The 22,984-nt window shown below is 23.3% G+C and carries 14 protein-coding genes; 11 read left to right on the forward strand and 3 right to left on the reverse strand.

From position 1 onward, the window contains the following. Window positions 1-336: 336 nt before the first annotated feature. From GII40_RS02945 to lolB, 3 genes are all read right to left on the reverse strand, one after another. Window positions 337-1,284: a ribose-phosphate pyrophosphokinase gene (locus GII40_RS02945; protein ID WP_226813648.1), complete on the reverse strand. Its 948-nt coding sequence runs from the start codon at window positions 1,282-1,284 to the stop codon at window positions 337-339. Between the two features lie 1,087 nt (window positions 1,285-2,371). Next, the gene (ispE, locus tag GII40_RS02950) at window positions 2,372-3,247 is read right to left on the reverse strand and encodes a 4-(cytidine 5'-diphospho)-2-C-methyl-D-erythritol kinase (RefSeq protein ID WP_226813341.1); all 876 of its coding nucleotides are present in this window, start codon (window positions 3,245-3,247) and stop codon (window positions 2,372-2,374) included. A gap of 1 nt (window position 3,248) precedes the next feature. Further along, complete coding sequence (gene lolB, locus GII40_RS02955; RefSeq protein WP_226813342.1) at window positions 3,249-3,863, reverse strand: lipoprotein insertase outer membrane protein LolB; 615 nt, start codon at window positions 3,861-3,863, stop codon at window positions 3,249-3,251. A gap of 1,661 nt (window positions 3,864-5,524) precedes the next feature. Here lolB and prfA point away from each other — a divergent pair. The 11 genes from prfA to GII40_RS03010 all read left to right on the forward strand — a co-directional run bounded on the left by prfA (window position 5,525) and on the right by GII40_RS03010 (window position 21,433). Beyond that, window positions 5,525-6,610, forward strand: coding sequence for a peptide chain release factor 1 (gene prfA, locus GII40_RS02960; RefSeq protein ID WP_226813343.1), 1,086 nt, complete (start codon window positions 5,525-5,527; stop codon window positions 6,608-6,610). Next, window positions 6,607-7,473 carry a peptide chain release factor N(5)-glutamine methyltransferase gene (prmC, locus tag GII40_RS02965; RefSeq protein ID WP_226813344.1) on the forward strand — a complete coding sequence of 289 codons (867 nt, stop codon included), beginning with the start codon at window positions 6,607-6,609 and terminating at the stop codon, window positions 7,471-7,473. The genes prfA and prmC overlap by 4 nt, the downstream gene beginning before the upstream one ends. A 4,913-nt stretch (window positions 7,474-12,386) precedes the next feature. After that, window positions 12,387-13,073 (forward strand): 7-cyano-7-deazaguanine synthase QueC, encoded by a 687-nt coding sequence (queC, locus tag GII40_RS02970; protein ID WP_226813345.1) that lies wholly within the window; start codon window positions 12,387-12,389, stop codon window positions 13,071-13,073. A 1,872-nt stretch (window positions 13,074-14,945) separates the two neighbouring features. Beyond that, window positions 14,946-15,725, forward strand: a complete 780-nt coding sequence (atpB, locus tag GII40_RS02975) for a F0F1 ATP synthase subunit A (RefSeq protein WP_226813346.1) — start codon at window positions 14,946-14,948, stop codon at window positions 15,723-15,725. A 52-nt stretch (window positions 15,726-15,777) separates the two neighbouring features. Further along, window positions 15,778-16,017 carry a F0F1 ATP synthase subunit C gene (atpE, locus tag GII40_RS02980; protein WP_226813347.1) on the forward strand — a complete coding sequence of 80 codons (240 nt, stop codon included), beginning with the start codon at window positions 15,778-15,780 and terminating at the stop codon, window positions 16,015-16,017. 66 nt (window positions 16,018-16,083) lie between these two features. Further along, window positions 16,084-16,554 carry a F0F1 ATP synthase subunit B gene (atpF, locus tag GII40_RS02985; RefSeq protein WP_226813348.1) on the forward strand — a complete coding sequence of 157 codons (471 nt, stop codon included), beginning with the start codon at window positions 16,084-16,086 and terminating at the stop codon, window positions 16,552-16,554. 15 nt (window positions 16,555-16,569) lie between these two features. Beyond that, window positions 16,570-17,103, forward strand: coding sequence for a F0F1 ATP synthase subunit delta (atpH, locus tag GII40_RS02990; protein WP_226813349.1), 534 nt, complete (start codon window positions 16,570-16,572; stop codon window positions 17,101-17,103). Between the two features lie 13 nt (window positions 17,104-17,116). Next, window positions 17,117-18,658: a F0F1 ATP synthase subunit alpha gene (gene atpA / locus GII40_RS02995; RefSeq protein WP_226813350.1), complete on the forward strand. Its 1,542-nt coding sequence runs from the start codon at window positions 17,117-17,119 to the stop codon at window positions 18,656-18,658. A 58-nt stretch (window positions 18,659-18,716) separates the two neighbouring features. Continuing rightward, a complete protein-coding gene (gene atpG / locus GII40_RS03000; RefSeq protein ID WP_226813351.1) occupies window positions 18,717-19,580 on the forward strand; it encodes a F0F1 ATP synthase subunit gamma in 864 nt (287 codons plus the stop codon). Between the two features lie 34 nt (window positions 19,581-19,614). After that, on the forward strand, window positions 19,615-20,991 hold the full coding sequence (gene atpD / locus GII40_RS03005) for a F0F1 ATP synthase subunit beta (RefSeq protein WP_226813352.1): 1,377 nt from the start codon (window positions 19,615-19,617) through the stop codon (window positions 20,989-20,991). A gap of 22 nt (window positions 20,992-21,013) precedes the next feature. Continuing rightward, a complete protein-coding gene (locus GII40_RS03010) occupies window positions 21,014-21,433 on the forward strand; it encodes a F0F1 ATP synthase subunit epsilon (RefSeq protein ID WP_226813353.1) in 420 nt (139 codons plus the stop codon). The last annotated feature ends 1,551 nt before the right edge of the window (window positions 21,434-22,984 follow it).

Below are 22,984 nucleotides of genomic sequence, written 5' to 3' on the forward strand. Positions count from 1 at the left end.
TTTTATGAGATTTTTATTAAACATCTATAATAATTGCTTTATTTTAAATAAGTATTATGAACAATATTGTGCTACATTGTAAACATTTATATATTTAATGTATAATTACATGTGTACTTATGTAATAAAATTATATTTTATATCTATTTCTATAGATTTAAAATATACTTATGCAAATAAGTATATTTTAAAAAAATATTTTACTACTAATAACTTAGTTATTAGTAGCATGCATTGTATAAAATGCTCTAGCTAAAAATAAGAAATATTAAAACTTTTTTAAAAAATACATTAGTTATTTACTAGTTACTAGATCTTTGTTAAATTATCAACATTTTAATATTCGAACATGGCAGAAATAGATTCTTCATTACTAATACGACGAATAGCTTCTGCTAACATACCAGATAGAGTTAAAGTACATACTTGCTTTAAAGATTTAATTTCTGTAGAAAGTGGAATAGTATCACAAACAATTATTTTATCAATAACAGATGCCTTGATATTACTAAGTGCGTTACCCGACAATATTGGATGAGTAGCATAAGCAAATACATTTTTAGCACCATGTTCTTTTAATGCTTCGGCGGCTTTACAAAGTGTACCACCAGTATCTATCATATCATCAACCAAGATGCAGTCACGCCCAGAAACATCACCGATAATATGCATTATTTGAGATACATTAGCGTGAGGACGACGTTTATCTATAATTGCCATATCGGTATCATTAAGTAACTTAGCTATAGCACGAGCACGTACAACACCACCGATATCCGGAGAAACTACTATTGGGTTGTCCATATTTTTTTGCAACATATCTTTTAGTAAGATGGGACTACCAAATACATTGTCTACTGGTACGTCAAAAAATCCTTGAATTTGTTCAGCATGTAAGTCTACAGTAAGAACACGATCTACACCGGCATTTGATAGAAAATCTGCAACAATTTTTGCAGTTATTGGTACACGAGCAGAACGAACACGACGATCTTGGCGTGCATATCCAAAGTAAGGTATAACCGCAGTAATACGACCTGCAGAAGCACGGCGTAATGCATCTACCATAACAACTAGTTCAATTAAGTTATCATTAGTTGGAGCACAGGTTGATTGAATAATAAAAACATCACCACCACGTACATTTTCATTGATTTGCACACACACTTCGCCATCGCTAAACCGTCCTACAGAAGCATCACTAAGATTAGTATATAAACGATTAGCAATAAGTTGTGCTAATTCAGGAATAGCATTACCAGCAAAAAGTTTTAGATCCGGCACAAGAACAACCTCCATCTTATATTTAAACAATAACTAATAAACTAAATAGAAGTTAATTACTGTATAATTCTATAAATATTTGAGTAAATATTTATTGACTAATATTAAATAGTATGATATTATTAATATAATTAAGTAATATATATAATTTTAATAATTATATTATTTTAATCTAAAATTTTTTAAAAAATAATATTAATTATATGTACTAACATATGCATTAGTATATATAATTAATTCTTAAATGTTAATTACAATTTATCTGTATTCTAATAGCATGATATTATAGATTATATTTATTAATACATTATAACAAATATGTTACTTATATAATAATAAGATTATTAATGTATTATAAAAAGCGACATATATTCTATAAAATCAATATTATTTTAGTTGTTCTTTTATTAAAAAATTGATGTTATCGTATTTTTAATAAAATTTGTTAGTTCTTAAGAATATTAAAAGATTTTTTAAAACAAATAATCGTTATATTCCTTTACTATATTTATAGTATTTAAATATACAACATACTCTATATAAATTTTAATTTATACTAATTAAATGTTCTATAATATAATTATAAACATTAAAACTCTTGTTTTATTATCATTAATAAATGTATTTATTATTAAAAACGTATTAATTATTATTTATAATATTGTATATCATTTCTTAATTTATTAACTAAATAATATACAGATTATTTTTTTAAATATATAAATATTTATCATTAAAAAATTGTAAAATATCTGAATAATTTTATCAGTTATTTCTAAATAATTACATAATAATATATACCTGCATGGAATAATAATAGTACTAATTAAAAGTATTTTATAAATAAAAATAAAATCTATTGTAATTTTATATTTTATGTAAATTTTTAAATATAAAAATATTAAATACTATATAACTTGTTTAAAATTATAGTCATTTAATATATTTTATAAAATTTTCAGATTAATCTATAAGATTTAGATATATTTTATATATAAATAATATGCAGTATATTTAATGATTATTTTTGCTGCTTCTCTATTAATCAACTACATTAGTTTAATTGTAATTATCATTTATTAAATACTTAATAATCTTGCGAAGTACATACATTATCATTAAAATTATATAGTGGTGAAATATTAATACCACGAGCAACAAAAGCTTTAAACCATCCAGGTACTTTATTTAATACACGTAGAGCAGATGACTTACTATTAAATTCAGAAAACGCACATGCACCTGTACCAGTTAAACGAGAAGGAGCATATTCTAGAAGCCATAAAAGTACCATTTCAATTTTATGAAAACGCTTCCTTACAATATATTCACAATCATTTGTATAAGGTGCTAAAAGAAGATCTTGATAAGAACGTACTGGAGAATATATATTTAGATCAGGATCATTAAAAATCATTGAAGTAGATATATGTATACCAGGATCTGCAATAAGATACCATTTTTCTTTAGGATATGCAGGATGTATTAATTTTCCAGCACCTTCTGAAAAATATGAAGATCCTTGAATGAAAATTGGTACATCTGCACCTAATTTAAAACCAATATTGACTAATTTGTTATGACTTAAATTTACCTTCCATAATTTATTAAGAGCTACAAGTACAGTAGCGGCATTAGAAGAACCTCCTCCTAGTCCAGCACCAATTGGAATAATCTTTTTTATTGAAATATCTGCACCACAGTAAGCAAAAGATTCAGGTATTTTTTGACGTAGTAATTTTGCAGCACGAATAATCATATTTTGATTATTAGGCACACCGTCAAGAGGTGTAAGTAAATTGATTTGACCATCATTGCGTGGTATAATTATTAATTGATCACTATATTCTAAAAATTGAAATAAAGTTTGTAAATTATGATATCCATTTGGATAACGACTAGTTATATATAAAAACAAATTTAGCTTAGCTGGAGCAAGCCAAATGTTTTTGGTAAAAATCATTTTATATCTTCCAGTAATCTATTTTTAGATTAATATGTTCATCATTCTGGGTTACTTCTAATTGACTTGGTACAGCAGGCTTAGTATTTGAGTTATATTTTAAATATTGCACATGCCAACTGCAATCATCTTTATTATATGTAAATTGCTTTACTCGATATTGATCATCTAATGTAACATTATTTGCATCACTAGGTATGCCTAGTATCCATGTATGTAAATGTTGTAAAGGTATTCGTATTCCTGTAATATTTTGAATCATTTTATTAACACTATCACTAAAATAACGTTTACCTCTATAATCATTTAATTGAACTATACCAGGCATAACATTAAGATCAATTATAGTATTATACAGTGAACTTATTAATAAAAGATGATAACGATCAGGAGTACTTTGTTGTAAGAAAAAATGAGCATATACTCGTTGTTGATTCGAAACATAAACAAAAGATCCACTAGCTTGGTATTTATAAATCTTTTGAACTTCATGCTGATGTTTGTACCAATGCAATATTTGTTTACTATTAGCTAAGTTTTTTTGTTTGATAACCTGACAAGCAGTCAACAATAAACAACAAAATATAATAACTATTAGAGAATTTATTTTTTGCACAATATTATTTGATCTTATTATTATGATAATGTATAGAAATATATTATTTTATGAGTAATGAGAAATTAATGACATATTATTTATAATTTTATATGTTTAATAAAAAAAATATAACAATATTATTAATATCTATATTGTAAATCAATATCAATTATTAATTGAATATGATTATTTTATAATTAAAATGGTCAAGCCATGAATATTATTAAATAATTTAACAATAACTAATTAATTAAAATGATATTACTAATAGTAATATACAATTATACTAAAATATAATAAATTTATATTATTATAAATTTAGTCTACTATACAAATATTTACAGTTTACTAAAATATAAGAATATATTATATTTTATGTATATCATAACTTAATAATTATATTTTTATACTGAATACAAATATTTATTTTTTAGTTAATTTCATATATAACATATTTAAATATAAATCAAATAAAATATATTATAAAAATTTAATTATTCGAATATTGAACCAAATCTATAATGTACAAAACAAGGAGATAATTATTATTTATTAAAATTCATATAAGTTTTATACTAATATGTAATATAAAAATATATTTACATATTCACTAAGACATCAATCATAAAATACTAGTATTCATATAATTTTATTAAAATCTTAATAATGATTTTTTATTACTTAAAAGTATTTCTTATATTAAATATATATAAAATAACTTCTTAAGTTTGTACAGACATATAAACATTCTTTAAAAGAATATAATAAGTAAATATCATTTTTGATGAATGTATTTATTTACAATAATATTATTTCTTTTATATAATTAATATATATTGATATATAATAAATTAATCTATAAAATATATATATTTATATAATCATCAAATTTTAAGAAAAAATTTATTTTTTATTATATGTAACATAAACTACAGTAATATTAAATTTTATAAAAAGTATATATTAAACAACAAAATATATTAAATAATAAATAATAATTACTGATTATTAATTCATATCTTACATAATATAGCAAAAGAATTAATATTTTGATAAATAAAATAATATTTATTCTAAAATATATGTTTATATATTATATTTTTGATAAAAATGCTGCTTACTAAACAATTTACAGATATAATAGATACTTTTATTTTGTAAAATAGTGTTGATATATTTATCATAATAAATATATCCTTAAAGGATATCATATAAAATATTCTATCCGTAAATTATTATGGGTACTGTAGCTATATACTATCAGTTTATTAAAGAATTTTCATTTTATGTATATTGTAATAATATTATAAATAATTTTATTGATAGTCTTAATACAGATATTAGATTAACCTGAATTATAAATTATATTGTAGATAAATAATATAATATATTAAAAAATAACTTATCATAAATTATTATTTCTATTATTATAGAATAATCTTTTTATCTAAATTAGATTTATTGTTCTGTTATAAAGTAATATAAAATTATATAAATAATTATCTAAATTAATTTTTTCTATTAAAAAATCATATATATAGATATGTCTATGAAATAGTATCAATAAGATACTAAATAAAAAATATTTTAAAGTGATAATTATTAAAAATAATCTTAAACTAAATAATAATTACTTTTATCTTAATGATTAATGTTACTACAGGTAAATAGAACCAAACATGAAACCTTCTATTATTGCAAAATTAGAAATGTTACAAGAGCGTTATAAAGAGGTACAAGAAAATCTTAGAGATCCGGATATTATTATTGATCGAAAACGTTTTTATACTTTATCTTGCGAGTACGCACAATTAGCAGATATTACTCGTTATTTTCAAGTTTGGCAGCAAGTAAAAAAAAATTTATCTATAGCACAAATCATGCTGAATGATCCTGAAATGCGCGAAATAGCACAAGAAGAAATTACAGAATCTAAAAATAAAATTATAGATTTAGAGCAACATTTAAAAATTTTAATGTTACCAAGAGATCCCCTGGATGAACGTAATTGCTATTTAGAAATACGTGCTGGTACTGGAGGAAATGAAGCTGCAATATTTGCTGGTAATATGTTTCGTATGTATAGTCGTTATGCAGAATCAAAGCGCTGGAAAATAGAGATTATAAGTCTTAATGAAGGTGAGTATGGAGGATTTAAAGAAATTATTATTAAAGTTATGGGCTATAATGCTTATGGAAATTTAAAATTTGAATCTGGTGGTCATCGTGTTCAACGAGTACCTGCAACTGAAACTCAAGGACGCATTCATACTTCAACTTGTACTGTAGCTGTAATGCCTGAAATTCCGAAAGATGAATTACGAGAGATTCATCAGGATGATTTGCGAATTGATACTTTTCGTTCATCAGGAGCTGGTGGACAACATGTTAATACTACGGACTCAGCAGTCCGCATTACTCATTTACCAACAAATATTGTTGTTGAATGTCAAGATGAACGTTCACAACATAAGAATAAAGCCAAGGCATTATCAGTATTAGGATCCCGTATACGTGCAGCTGAGATAGCAAAACAACAACAAAAAGACTCTTTGACAAGACGTAATCTTCTTGGAAGCGGTGATCGTTCAGATCGTCATCGTACTTATAATTTTCCACAAGGACGAGTAACAGAGCATCGCATTAATCTTACATTATATCGTTTAGACGAAATCATGGCTGGTAAGATAGACATACTTATTGAATCTATGATTCAAGAATATCAAGCTGATCAACTGGCGTCTCTATGTGAAAACGTTTCATGAGATTTAAGCAATGGCGTAAATATGCTATTGACAAATTGCAAATAAGCGATAATCCTAAATACGATGCAGATATTTTATTATGTTTTATTACTAATAAAAGCTACAGTTATATTTTAGCATTTAATGAAACAAAGTTAACATTAGAGCAAGAACATCGATTAGAGCAATTGCTTGTAAGACGTGCATCTAATGAACCCATAGCTTATATAATCGGTAAAAGTGAATTTTGGTCTTTAACTCTAGAAGTTTCACCAGTAACGCTAATTCCTCGTATTGATACTGAGTATTTAGTTGAAAAAGCACTAAATATACTTCCAAATAGCGCATGCGAAGTATTAGATTTAGGAACTGGTACTGGTGCTATTATTTTAGCATTAGCTAGTGAATTACCTAATTGTAGATTTACTGGTGTTGATTATTTAGAAAATATTACAGCTTTGGCATGGCGTAATGCATCGCGCTTAAAACTTCACAACGTTTCTTTTCTTACTGGAAACTGGTTTGCCCCAGTAGTAGGACGGAAATTTTTATTAATTGTTAGTAATCCTCCTTATATTGATAAATATGATCCGCATCTCTTACAAAGAGATATTAGTTATGAACCTTTTAGTGCTTTAATAGCCCCAGATAATGGTCTTGCTTATTTAAGCTATATTATAAGATATTCATCTTATTATCTTATAAATAATGGTTGGCTGATAATAGAGCATGGTTGGCAACAAGGAAAATTTGTTCGTCAAATGTTTCAATTATGCGGATTTACTAATATATCTACACACAAAGATTATGGTAATAATGAACGCATTACTTTAGGAAAAATGATATATCTACGTAATTTTATTTGCTATGATAATAATATATAATCATAATCCAAGAAATTAGATAATATACAATATAGTATTATTTATATTATTTATTTAAATATATATAATAGTTATTATTTTTATAAGATATTAATAATTTAATCATTTATTTTAAAAAAGAATATTTTAAATATATTTTCACTATTAATCTAAAATTTTTTATTAATATAAAAAATAATTTGTATATTTAAAATAATATATTATTAATAATACTATAATTCTTTAAATTAATAATAGTTATATTTTAAATATTTAAAATATATTAATTAATACGCTTTACAATTAACTAACATAATACATCTATAAAAATAGATATATAATATATTAATATATCTTAGTTAATAATGCTATTATATAAAAATAATTGCAGAAGATCTTAAAATATAATAAGACATATTTTATTTCTATAATAAAAAAGATACATATAATATATTTTAAAAAATATTATAATATTCATATGTTACTTAATTTTCTGCAAGTATTATTATAATAATTTAGCGGATATGTATATTTATATTACTATTAATTTATAAAAATTATTAAAGTATATTATCATATAATATATTTAGAAAAATTATAAATTATATTCAATTAATTTTAAGAATAATTTATTTAAAAAAATCTAACTATATTATTCTAAATAAGAAATTATTGATATCGTTTTAAGTAAGTTTCTTTACTAAAATTATGAATTTTAATATTATTTTATTTATTTTAATAAGACATAATTACATAAAGAAAAAGAATTACATAGTAAAATAATCACTATAATTCAAAAATTACTTAATATCTTATGATTTTATAATAACTAAGATAAGCAATTACTATTTGATATATTTATATAAAAATTATTAATTTAATTAAAAATTGTATTACTATCTATAATATAGGATATATTAATAATTTTTACTTCTATAAGAAGTTATCGTATATTATATACTTAATAAATAAAAAAATATTTTTACATATAATCTCATTTATTGAAATTATAAAAACATTTATATCAGATAATATATACTAAATCATATATTATTTAATATCATATTTATCTATTATATTATTTTATATATCAAATATAATTAAAGTTTATAATTTATATGCATGATGAATATATTATAAATATTTTATATATGTTTTTTAAAAAATATAAAAATGTATTTTTGAGATGCATGAAAATAGACGAATATTATTAGTTATTATAGTGTATTAATAATATAATACATAAAAATAATATAATTATTTAATATCTATATAATATGTAAAACATTTTAAAAAGTATAGAATGATATGTTATCTAAATTTTTTCTTATATTTATAAGAATATATTAAAATTTATAATAGTTCTATAAATACATATAAGTATTCATGATACAAGTAATATATTGATATTAATAAATGTATTTACAATAAAATGTAATACATTAATAATTTAAATATTTTTTAAAAAATGTTGAATGCTGCTATTTATAATTATGATATAATATATCATAATTTAATTAATATTAGTAATTACTTATTATATTATTAATAACTTCTAAGAGCATAAAAACATAATAATAACGTTAATATATTACGCTGTTATCTTATTTTGCAGCATACATAATATATAGAATATATCATAATTGATATCATTTTAAAGATCATTAATATTACATATTAAATATAGTAAGAATCTAGAATTATTATTGTTATATTATACGTCAAGAGATATATACTATATAAAAAATTTTACTGGTTGATGACTATTAAAAATGATATGAATTTTACAAAAATATTTAATATATAAGATTTTAGAGTAATTATTACTTATAATAGAAAACAAATTTTTAAAATTTTAGATACAATTATAGATTTAATTATTATTAAACATGATTATCTCGAAAAAATAGTATAGATATACTAAAAGTAATTCATGAATCTTATACTACACAAATAATAATACTCATTGCAAATGATAATATGTTGTGATTGTATTATTGGTTTAGAATTGAAAGTTGACGATCATTTATTTAAATATTTTATAATAGTAAATTAATTGTACGCATGCGTGCAATTTTGCACCGTATCAATTGTATACAATAATAAATTGATGTTAGTAATAATCCAATAATATTAAAGATTTATTGTTATATCCAGGTTATTAAGCAGCTATTTTAGTAAAAAATATTTAGAACTTAATGGTACAGAGTTTAACTTAATATATTTACTAGTTTAATATATAGAATAAGTTGTTTTAAGGCTCAATTAAGTGAAGAGATATTAGATAAACGCTTGATTCGATTCGATCATGCAATAGATATGCATATATTTAGTCTACTTAGTACATTACATTAACTTTAAGATAATAAACTTTAGTTTAAAACTTACGTAGTCGTAGATATCTTAATAATTTTTGTAAAAAATACATAACCTTATAGTATATATAGTTACTATTTTATAATTAATATTAACACTATTTTAGTATTCATGCTAATTAATGCTAAAACTAAACTTAAGTTAGATTATTAATTTAATAAGTAATAAATACAATACAAATATTAATTTAAATAAGTTAATACATTTTATCTTAGCAAAAGATTGCATCATGATTATTTAATACAATGTCATTAATTATGTTGCACTATAAATATAGTGTGTTATTAATAAAAAATAATGTTTATTATTAATAAACATATTTATGAGTATAATTTTATTATTATGAATTTTATATTGAGTTGATTGTTAGTGTCTGCGTGTTAGTTAAAATTTTTTAATAAAATGATATTTTATTATTTAATAATAACATTTTCTATATTAGCAATATATGCTTATAAACATTTTACATAGTTAATATTAATTTATAGCAAATATTATATAGATATTCAGAATATTATGAATACAAAACAGATCTTTCTATATATAATATATAGAATAAATAAAAAATTTTATTAAAATCTTTGAAACTTACGATTATAATAATTTATCGTTAACATAAAGAATATAAAAATGATATATGATTAAAATCGAAATATATTATATTAATCGTATTATTAATAATATTATAAATATTAGCATATATACGAATTAAAAATAATATTTATAGTAAATGATTGTTTAGTATAAATTATTAATTAATATAATTTATTTTATATTTAAACAAATAAAATAGTCAAATAATAAATTTATTTACTATTTAGTAGCTATGTAGTAATAATAAATATTTTTTAATAGTATATATATAAAATATAATGCGTTATTTTTATTATGCATATATATTATATATAATATTGCAGTAAATTTTAACTATAATTATTCAGGAGTGATTATTGACGTATAAAATAATGACATTAAAATAATACAACATCTATATAAACGTTTTATTTGTTAAATACTACTAGTGTGGTAGATAACTATGCACCTATAAGTAATTTAAAATTAGTAATAATTATTATAAAATAACATAATAATTGAATAGAAAATACGCATTTTAATATAAAAGAATCTTTAATACACAAGTATGGTTATTATTCTATATAAAATAATGAGATCTAATATATAATATTGTTACACTTAAAAGATAGCTAGATAATAGCTAGATTATAATCAATAACTTACCAAAAGTTATTAAAAATAACATCAAGTAATAACTGTAATAATTATTAAAAAATAATTTTTTATTTATTTGATATTGATATCTTTATATAAAGAAAATTTTGTAAAATAACATACAATGTAATTATTATATAATATATTAAGTATATTATTTAACGAAATTAATTTTATTGATCTATATGAATAGATACTATATTAAAATACATGATATATTCTAATATTAATTTAGATAAAATGATATATTATTCAATTTTTATAAAATTATTATCATATAATATAGAGAGTACTATTCATAAATACATTAAAAAATATATTAAATAAGTAATTATTTGTAGAATATTTATATATTGTAGTAAAGATGTGATATATATAGATATATATGATGGTATAATGTTATATACACATATAATACTATTATTTATAGTATTACTAAATATAATATGCAGTATTTATTAATATTTTTTGTAATTATTCAATATATATTTTGTAGTATGTATTGCATACATAATATCATATCATCTAAAATGCTATTATTTTCATATATAAACTGTTATTTCTTATTAAGAAAACTTATAAATAAGATAAAAGATATCTACATCTATAATTATAGTAAAGAATAATTATCATAAGATAAATCAAAAGTGATTATGCTTATGTAATAATAATATATCAAGAATACACTAGTAAGATATAACAATATCTATACCATAATTATAACTATAGTAATATAAAAATTATAAAATTTTTTTCAATTAAAAAGATTATATATTACTTAATATAATCCAAACAGATTATCTATAAAATAAGATATAGTTTTGCTAATATATAAGAAATTTTAATTGCTTTTTTATTATATAAAATACTTAATATTATAGTATTTTATCACTGATAAATATGCTAACATTATAATAAGAACTCTTTGTATAATCTTTTTACAATAAAATAAATTTATATCTTACTTATACAGTAGGATAAAAATAGAATGAAATTCTATTTATGTATTAAGAAGCATTAATATATTTTATATATCTCTATATGATATTTAGTTTAATATTTTTCTACAGTATTTAGATATATATAAGCTATATAAATACTTATATCAAGTATATTTTAATACTAAAATAATATCTATGATTTTAAGTAAAATTATTTTTAATTATTTTTTGGTTTTTATTGTTATGTACGATAGTATCTACGAGTAATAAAGTATCGATCAGATTATTTATATGTTAAAGAAATTGTTATAATTTCATTTAATATTTTTATGGTTAATAATATTACTTAATTAATCTTTAATGATAAAATTGCAGGATAATAAGTAAATGAAATTAGCAGTTGTACTATTTAGTGGTGGTCAAGACTCTACAACTTGTTTAGTACAAGCCTTAGAACAATATGATGAAGTACATTGTATTACCTTTGATTATGGTCAGCGTCATCGCACTGAAATCAAGTTTGCTCGTAACCTTGCAAGTAAGTTAGGAGTTACTGTACATAAAATACTGAATATATCTGTATTGAATGATCTAACCATTAGTAGCTTAACTCGTAATAATATTCCTGTATCTAATAAACATGAAAACTCTATACCAAATACGTTTGTACCAGGTAGAAATATTCTCTTTTTAACTTTAGCTGCTATTTATGCCTATCAAGTACAATCTGAGATAGTTATAACTGGAGTATGCGAAACCGATTTTTCTGGTTATCCAGATTGCCGCGATAATTTTGTAAAGTCACTAAATAAAGCTATTACAATTGGTATGGCACGTAATATACGTTTTGTAACTCCATTAATGTGGCTTAATAAAGCTGAAACTTGGGCCTTATCAGATCATTATAAAAAATTAGACCTTATACGCCAGGAAACAGTTACTTGTTATAATGGGATACAAGGTGATGGTTGTGGTACATGCGCGGCTTGTTATTTACGTTTTAATGGGCTAAAATATTATTTAGCACATCGATTATTAGTCTTAGCAAGATTAAAGAATAAAACTAATTTATAATATTAAATGTTTATAAAATTAAAATAATTTCTTTCTTCTAGTGTGGTAAATTATCAAAGTATTTGCTATACTTTATATAAAGTATCTATATAAATAAATTAATATTTTAAATTTTAATAAATTAAGCTTATTAGCTCGTTTAGTATCATCATATATTATATCATAATAAATTAAAGTTAATAATACTAATTATTTTATTATAATTAGTATTTTTTATTAAAATTAATAAACTTATACATATACTAATCTAGTATATACTATACTTGTATTAAATCACAGATCTATTAAATTTATAAGTAATAACATAAATTTAAAGATATTATTTTAATAAATAAGACCTTCTATTATTAACTATATTAATAATAAAATCTCTATAGATTATAACACTTTTTATATATATCATGTATAGTTTTGATTTTAAAAAATGTATTTATAATGATAGCAACTGTCTTAAATATTTAATAATACAATGATTATATATGATGACACATCATATTATTTATCGCTTTTCATAAGCTAAATTCGCAACTCAATAAATGCGATCATAATATATATTTTTATTTTTGGTAAATATCATTTTTATTTAATTATATTAAAAATTTAATTATACAAAATACTACGTGATATTGTTATATTATTTATAATATATATAAATCTTTTAAAGATATTTTTTAATTTAAATAAAATATTTTTATAATAATTAAAAAATTATAATTATTTATGCATTTGTCTGTTGAATACAAATATCTAATTTATTAGTTAAATAAAATATTTTAATATAAATATATAAATAGTCTATAGTTATATAGAGATATCAATTAACTAATTTATTAAATTTATTTTAAAAATATAAAATTATACTATAAAAATAGTACTACTAATGCATAGTACATGAATATTTTTAGATAACCATTAAGCTTTTCTTTAACTGTCATGAAAAAATATTTTATAATACACTATATGAGCATTTGATATACTTTGTAATAAAATATTACTCAAACATATTATATATAAAAAATATATAACATTAATATACAAAGAATTGATGTATATTATCAAAAAAAATTAATAAAATAATTAAAAATCTATTGATTATACAATAACATAAAAGTAGACATAATTTTTATTAAATAAACATTAAATAGTTTTATATAAAAATATATAATAATATCTCTTAACTATTATAAATTGCTAATTAACAATTATAAAAATATTTCTTAACTAATCAACCATAATTATTTGTAATGAAATATATAAAATCTCTTGGCATTAAAAAAATAATATTTATATAAAAAATTATTAAATATCTACATTTATACCTGTGCATCAGGATTATATTAATAATCTTTCCAAGATGATTGGGAGTATATAAATAATATTCATTATCTAACTAATCATAACTAATCTTGTATTTATTAAGATAAAATGTATAATTTTATCTTGACTAATATTGCATACAGATAGTTTTAATATATTACAGATGATGTTAAAGAAAAAATATTATACTTATAATAATTTATTAAGAAGTAAGCAATTATATTGCTGTTTTAGTTGTCTATATTATCATATAAAATATTATTAATATTTTATATATTTAATTCATTAATAATTATACTGAATTAAAGAAAAATAAAATAGCATATTTTATTATTTATAAGGCGTAAATAGTAATTATAAAGATTTGACCATAACAGTTTATTATTAAATATTTAAGACATGATTTTATATTGCTCATCTTGATTTAATGTTATTGTTTTAGTATTTTAAATACAGTTCTTTAACAATAATAAACAAGTAAGCACAATAAATAAACTTAAGATCTTAAATGAACTAATTAAGTAAACATTTAAATTGTATAAGGGTACACGTATCATGTCTATAGAGGAAAGCGCTACACCACAAGAATATATTAGTCATCATCTAACACAACTTCAGATTGGTACTGGATTTTGGTCAATTAATATTGATTCAATTTTTTTTTCAATTATTCTTGGTTTATGCTTCTTGGCTGTCTTCTATAAAGTAGCTAGGAATGCTACTAACGGTGTTCCAGGTAGATTACAAACTGCAGTTGAAATAATTATCAGCTTTATCGATAGCAATGTACATGATATGTACCATGGTAAAAGTAAAGTTATTGCACCTTTATCTCTTACTATATTTATCTGGGTTTTTTTAATGAATTTAATGGACCTTTTACCAATAGATTTTTTACCTTATATAGCTAAACATATTTTTAACTTAAAAGCTCTACGTATAGTACCTACGGCTGACGTGAATATCACATTATCTATGGCTATAGGCGTATTTATTTTAATTTTATTTTATAGCATAAAGATTAAAGGTGTAAGTGGTTTTATAAAATCTCTTACTAAAGAACCTTTTAATTATCCTATCTTAATTCCAATAAACTTTATCCTAGAAGGGATTAGTCTTTTATCTAAACCAATATCACTCGGTTTAAGACTTTTTGGTAATATGTATTCTGGCGAGCTTATTTTTATTTTAATTGCTGGTTTATTACCGTGGTGGTCGCAGTGGATGCTAAATGTTCCATGGGCTATTTTTCATATAATAATTATTACGTTACAAGCCTTTATTTTTATGGTTCTAACGATTGTTTATCTCTCGATGGCATCTGAAAAATATTAATTATTTTAATAACATTAATATGTATTTATACTAACATAAACTGGAGAATTTCATGGAAAACATAAACATGGATCTATTATATATGTCTGCTGCTGTTATGATGGGTTTAGCAGCAATTGGTGCAGCTATTGGCATTGGTATACTAGGTGGTAAATTTTTAGAAGGAGCCGCACGTCAGCCTGACCTTATACCTTTATTACGTACACAGTTTTTTATTGTTATGGGTCTAGTTGATGCTATTCCTATGATTGCTGTTGGTTTAGGTCTGTATGTTATGTTTGCTCTGGTATAAAATAAAGAGTTGTTAGTTTACCATATTAGAAGATATACTAATAAATCATTTAATAGGCATTGTGTTATGAACCTTAATGCAACAATTCTCGGTCAAACTATTGCGTTTATTTTATTTGTATGGTTTTGCATGAAATATGTATGGCCTCCAATTATAAATGCCATTGAAAAACGTCAAAAAGAAATTGCAGATACTATTTTACGTGCAGAATCTGCTAAAAAAGATTTTTACTTAGCACAAATTAATACAACCAACCAGATAAAACAAGCTAAAGCTAACGCTTATCTGATTCTTGAAGAAGCAAATAAACGTAAAGCTCAAATAATTAATACAGCTAAAATAGACGCTAATATAGAGCATACTAAAATAGTAGCACAAGCTAAAACTACAATTAATGAAGAGCTGAATCGAGTTCGTGAAGAATTACGTCAACAAATTTCTACATTAGTTATTGCTGGTGCTGAAAAAATTATTGAACGTTCTTTAAATAACACTGCTCATAGTGATATCATTGATCAATTAATTACTCATCTATGACAATAGGAAATGCTAATGTCTAAATTTATTACAATGGCTCGTCCCTATGCTAAAGCAGCCTTCGACTTTGCTGTTGAAAATCATAGTTTAGATCATTGGCAATATATGTTAACCTTTTGTGCTGAAGTTGCACGCAGAAAAAATATTATACAGATACTTACTGGTATGTTAACAATAGAAAAAAAATTAAATTTATTTATTCAGTTATGTGGTGATCAAATAGATACATTCGGACATAACTTTATTAAAATTATGTCCGAAAATCAACGTTTATTACTTTTACCTGAAGTATTACAACAATTTAATGAATTACGAAATATATTAGAAAATAAAATTCATGTAGAAGTAACTTCAGTGATAAATTTAAGCAAAGAACAACTAAATAAAATAAAAACCTCTATGGAAATAAGAATGTCTCGCAAAGTTATACTGAATTGTACAATTGATAAATCTATCATTGCTGGTATGATTATTCGAGTGGGTGATTTAGTCATAGATGGTAGCATTAGACATCGTCTTAAGTGTTTAGCGGGCGCTTTGCAGTCTTAAGGAGACTTAGATCATGAAACTAAATTCAAATGAGATTAGCGAACTTATTAAAAAACGTATTACACATTTTAATATAGTTAGTGAAGTTCGCAGCGAAGGTACTATTATATCGGTTAGTGATGGCATTATACGTATTTATGGTCTAGCCGATGTTATGCAAGGAGAGATGATTTCGTTAATTGATAATCGTTATGCTATTGCGCTGAATTTAGAACGCGACTCCGTAGGAGCAGTAGTTATGGGTCCATATTATGATTTAATCGAAGGTATGACTGTAAAATGTACTGGTAGAATTCTAGAAGTTCCAGTAGGACCTGGTCTGTTGGGTAGAGTTGTTAATACTTTAGGTGAGCCAATCGATGGTAAAGGTCCTATAAAAAATGATGGTTTTTCTGCTATTGAAGCGATAGCACCTAGTGTTATAGAACGTAAATCTGTTGATCAACCTTTACAGACTGGTTATAAATCTATTGATGCTATGATACCAATAGGTCGTGGTCAACGTGAATTAATAATTGGTGATCGTCAAACAGGAAAAACAGCTCTAGCTATTGACGCTATCATTAACCAGCGTAATTCTGGTATTAAGTGTATTTATGTAGCTATTGGTCAAAAAGCTTCCACTGTAATCAATGTTGTTCATAAACTGATAGAACATAGCGCATTAGCACATACGATTATTGTTGTGGCATCTGCTGCTGAATCTGCTGTATTACAATATCTAGCACCATACTCTGGCTGTACAATGGGTGAATATTTCCGTAATCGTGGTCAAGATGCACTGATTATTTATGATGACTTGTCTAAGCAAGCAATTGCTTACCGTCAAATTTCTCTATTACTTCGCCGTCCTCCAGGACGGGAAGCATTTCCAGGTGATATTTTTTATCTTCATTCCCGTCTACTTGAACGGTCTGCACGTGTAAATACCGAGTATGTAGAAACATATACTAAAGGACAAATAAAAGGTACTACTGGTTCATTAACAGCAATACCAATTATTGAAACTCAAGCCGGAGACGTTTCTGCATTTGTTCCAACAAATGTAATTTCCATTACTGATGGTCAGATTTTTTTAGAATCTAATCTCTTTAATGCAGGTATTAGACCTGCAGTAAACCCAGGTATTTCTGTGTCTCGAGTTGGTAGTGCTGCTCATACAAATATTATGAAAAAAATCTCTTCTGGTATTCGTACAACTCTTGCTCAATATCATGAGTTAGCTGCATTCTCTCAGTTTGCTTCTGATTTAGATGATATTACACAAAAACAGTTACATCATGGGCAAAAAGTTACTGAGATATTAAAACAAAAACAATATACACCAATGTCAGTTGCGCAACAATGTCTTATTTTATTTGCAGTTGAGAATGATTATTTAGAAGATATTGATATAGCTAAGATTAATAGTTTTGAAACTAACTTAATAGCTTATGTTGAACAAGAACACGCTAATTTAATGTATCAAATTAATCAAAATAGTACGTATAATAATGAAATTAAAAACAAGCTACATGATATTCTTAATACTTTTAAAGTAAATAAGTTATGGTAATACTACCCGAGGACACTTATATACTATAAAACGATAAAGTTTTAAAGGATACTATAGAATGATAGGCTCAAAAGACATACGCAGTAAAATTACAAGTGTTCAAAATACTCAAAAAATTACTCAAGCTATGGAAATGGTTGCTTCCTCTAAAATGCGCAAAACACAAGTTCGCATGGCAGCTAGCCGTCCTTATGCAGAAAATATACGCAAAGTAATTGGTCATATTGCTCTTACGCATTTAGAGTATCAGCATCCATACTTACAAAAACAAGATATTAAGTGTGTTGGATATTTAGTTATTTCTACTGATCGTGGTCTCTGTGGTAGCTTAAATATAAATTTATTCAAAAAATTATTAATAGAAATACAATTATGGAATAAAAAAAATATTACAGTTGATCTATTGTTAATTGGATCCAAAGCTATATCTTTTTTTTGTTCTATGAATGTTAATATAATTGCACAAATAACTAGTATAGGTGATAATCCTTCCATATCTACACTCATGAAACCTCTCAATATAATGTTACAATCTTTTAATACAGGGCGTTTAAATAGATTATATATAGTAAATAATCAATTTATTAATACTATGCTTTATGAACCTAGAATTCTACAGTTATTGCCTTTGTTACCACCTGATAATAATGAGTTAAATAAAAAATTATGGGATTATCTGTATGAACCAGATCCCAAGGAACTACTAGATACTTTATTACATCGTTATGTAGAATCTCAAGTATATCAAGGTATAATAGAAAACTTAGCTAGTGAACAGGCTGCGCGTATGGTTGCTATGAAATCTGCTACTGATAATGGTGGTAGTTTAATCAAAGAATTACAATTAATATATAATAAAAATCGTCAAACCAACATTACTCAGGAGCTTACCGAAATAGTTGGTGGGGCTTCCGCTGTTTAATTAAATTATATGAATTAAGTAAAGGATTCAATTTATGGCTATTGGAAAAATTGTCCAAGTTATTGGCGCTGTTGTAGATGTGGAGTTTCCACAAAATGCCATGCCTAAAATTTATAACGCACTTGAAGTACAAGATAGTGTTAAATTGATACTTGAAGTTCAGCAATTACTAGGAGGTATTGTACGTTGTCTTGCTATGGGTACTTCAGATGGATTACGTCGTGGTCTAGAGGTATTAGATTTAGAACATTCCATTGAAGTACCAGTCGGAAAAGCTACCCTGGGTCGTATTATGAATGTACTAGGTAATCCAATTGATATGAAAGGTGCTATAAATGAACAAGAACGTTGGTCTATTCACCGTGCAGCTCCAAAATATGAAGAATTATCTAATTCGCAAGAATTATTAGAAACTGGTATTAAAGTGATGGATCTAATTTGTCCATTAGCTAAGGGTGGTAAAGTTGGTCTTTTTGGTGGTGCCGGCGTTGGTAAAACAGTAAATATGATGGAGTTAATTCGTAACATTGCAATAGAACATGCAGGTTATTCTGTATTTACTGGTGTTGGCGAACGCACACGTGAGGGTAATGATTTTTATCATGAAATGATTGAATCTAATGTATTAGACAAAGTATCACTAGTTTATGGTCAAATGAACGAGCCACCCGGTAACCGTTTAAGAGTTGCTTTAACTGGTCTAACTATTGCTGAAAAATTTCGCGAAGAAGGTCGTGATGTATTGTTATTTATAGACAATATTTACCGTTATACTCTAGCAGGAACTGAGGTATCTGCATTGTTAGGTCGCATGCCTTCTGCAGTAGGTTATCAGCCGACATTAGCAGAAGAAATGGGTATTCTACAAGAACGTATTACTTCTACTAAAACAGGTTCTATTACTTCTGTTCAAGCAGTTTACGTGCCTGCTGATGATTTAACAGATCCATCACCAGCAACTACTTTTGCGCACTTAGATGCAACTGTAGTACTTAATCGTCAAATTGCTGCACTTGGTATATACCCAGCTATTGATCCTTTAGATTCTACTAGTCGTCAGTTGGACCCCTTAATTATAGGAAAGGAACATTATGAAGTAACGCGTGGTGTACAATCTATTTTGCAGCGTTATCGAGAATTAAAAGATATTATAGCTATTTTAGGTATGGATGAACTATCTGAAGATGATAAATTAGTTGTTGCTCGTGCACGTAAAATTCAACGATTTTTATCACAACCATTTTTTGTTGCTGAAGTATTTACTGGTTATCCTGGTAAATTTGTTTCTATGAAAGATACTATTAAAGATTTTAAAAATATTATACATGGTGTCTATGATTATTTACCAGAGCAAGCATTCTATATGGTAGGCACTATGGAAGAAGCAATAGAAAAATCTAAGAAACTATAACTCCTTAAGAAGATAAATACATATGGTTCCTACTTATTATTTAGATGTTGTTAGTTTAGAACAAACAATATTTTCTGGAAAAGTACAAAAAATTAAAATAACAGGCATTGAAGGTGAGTTAGGAGTGTTGCCTGGTCATACTCCATTGCTTACTACTATTAAGCCAGGTATGATATACATAGTAAACCAACAAGGTAATCCAGAATTTATATATTTATCCGGAGGTATCCTTGAGGTACAACCACAATCAGTTACTGTATTAGCTGATACTGCTATTCGTGGTCAAGATTTAGATGAACAACGAGCAATAAAATCTAAATGTCAAGCAGAAAAATATATTAATAATATGCACAAAGATATTAATTATATTGATGCAGTAGCAAAATTATCCAAAGCTATTGCAAAACTTAAAGTTATAGAATTAACTAAAAAAGTAATATAAATATATTTTACATATAAATTAAATATTTTATTATTACTATGGTAATAGTAAAATATTTAATACTATAGTATTAAATATCATTAATATGAATAAAATTCTAAAGTAATATATTATTTTTAATAAATTATTGATTTTTAATATATGCTACAAAAATATAGGAGTAATAATTCATCTAATTAATGTAAAATAAATGTAAGTACTAATGATTAACGATAATAAATATATAAACTTTTTATTATAAAATTAGAATTATAAGAATTCAACTATAATGCTTTCAAAGTAATTTTTTAGTAAATTATATTACTGTAAGAGACAAAGTATTGTTATTATAGTTTTTTCATAAAAAATATTCAATAATAATTACCATACTATTATTTAATTATAGTAATATTATTATTTAAGATAAAAAAATTATATTTTAAAGATTGATGTGTCATAATAAGTATAAAAAATATTAAAAAATTATTTATAGTGTATATAATAAAAAAGAAATTTACAGTAGTTTTTGAAAAGTTATTTAAAATAAGTATTAAAACATTATATTTAGTATCTCATTATATATTATTGTCATTATTATAATGACTTGATAAATAGAGAATCATTCATACATAAATATGATTCATACAGTATTATATAATATATTAATTTAATATTATCTATTGTTATTTAATACAGTAATTAAATATATAATTTTATCTTTATAAATATTGTAATATTATTTTAGAGATATTATTTATAGTTTTGAAAGTATTTTTTTATTATCTATCCATTATATAATAAACTAAATATATTATTTTAAATAGATGATATCTTTTATATATACCTTATAATAATGATTTTCTATTTAAATCAACATGTATTAATTTAATAAGATACAAATATAAAGTATAATAAGAATTATCTTAATTAAATGCAATGCATCCATTTTAGATTAATTAACAAATTATTTTATACTGATATTCATATCTATATTGATATTCTATATATATCATATATAAATGTGTAAGGGTAATGTTTAATACATTTGATGTAATATTTAACTGATATGAAAATATTATAAATCGTACCACATATTTATTAGTTTTAATAATGTATAGTTATTTACAAATACAATAAATATATCAAAATATACATACATATATAAAATATATTTTCAATAAAAATCATTTATTATAAATAAAGTAGTTAAAAATATTAGAAATAATTAATTAATCATAATAAATAATATAGATAAAATAATATTTAAAACATTATTTATTTACATAATACCAAAATTTTATATATAAAATACATTAATTTAATAACTGATTAATATATCTTATAAAATTATTTTATAATAACTAAACTGTATGATAAACTTTTGCTAATAAATAATTATATAGATATAGATTTATATGATATATAATTTAAATAACTAAATTTACTGCTATTAAAATATGATATTGATCATAATATATTATATATTATGATAATTATTTTATGATGTAATTATGTATGTGTATTATTATAATTATTCATATAACATTAGAGTAAATATTCTATGGTACTATA

The organism is Candidatus Profftia lariciata (assembly GCF_020541265.1).
GTDB lineage: Bacteria > Pseudomonadota > Gammaproteobacteria > Enterobacterales > Enterobacteriaceae > Profftia > Profftia lariciata.

Excerpts from the sequence above, each read along its gene's own strand:
- queC (WP_226813345.1), top strand. The coding sequence starts at position 12,387 with ATGAAATTAGCAGTTGTACTATTTAGTGGTGGTCAAGACTCTACAACT.
- atpD (WP_226813352.1), top strand. The coding sequence starts at position 19,615 with ATGGCTATTGGAAAAATTGTCCAAGTTATTGGCGCTGTTGTAGATGTG.
- atpB (WP_226813346.1), top strand. The coding sequence starts at position 14,946 with ATGTCTATAGAGGAAAGCGCTACACCACAAGAATATATTAGTCATCAT.
- atpH (WP_226813349.1), top strand. The coding sequence starts at position 16,570 with ATGTCTAAATTTATTACAATGGCTCGTCCCTATGCTAAAGCAGCCTTC.
- prmC (WP_226813344.1), top strand. The coding sequence starts at position 6,607 with ATGAGATTTAAGCAATGGCGTAAATATGCTATTGACAAATTGCAAATA.
- prfA (WP_226813343.1), top strand. The coding sequence starts at position 5,525 with ATGAAACCTTCTATTATTGCAAAATTAGAAATGTTACAAGAGCGTTAT.
- atpG (WP_226813351.1), top strand. The coding sequence starts at position 18,717 with ATGATAGGCTCAAAAGACATACGCAGTAAAATTACAAGTGTTCAAAAT.
- ispE (WP_226813341.1), bottom strand. The coding sequence starts at position 3,247 with ATGATTTTTACCAAAAACATTTGGCTTGCTCCAGCTAAGCTAAATTTG.
- atpF (WP_226813348.1), top strand. The coding sequence starts at position 16,084 with ATGAACCTTAATGCAACAATTCTCGGTCAAACTATTGCGTTTATTTTA.
- atpA (WP_226813350.1), top strand. The coding sequence starts at position 17,117 with ATGAAACTAAATTCAAATGAGATTAGCGAACTTATTAAAAAACGTATT.
- GII40_RS03010 (WP_226813353.1), top strand. The coding sequence starts at position 21,014 with ATGGTTCCTACTTATTATTTAGATGTTGTTAGTTTAGAACAAACAATA.
- atpE (WP_226813347.1), top strand. The coding sequence starts at position 15,778 with ATGGAAAACATAAACATGGATCTATTATATATGTCTGCTGCTGTTATG.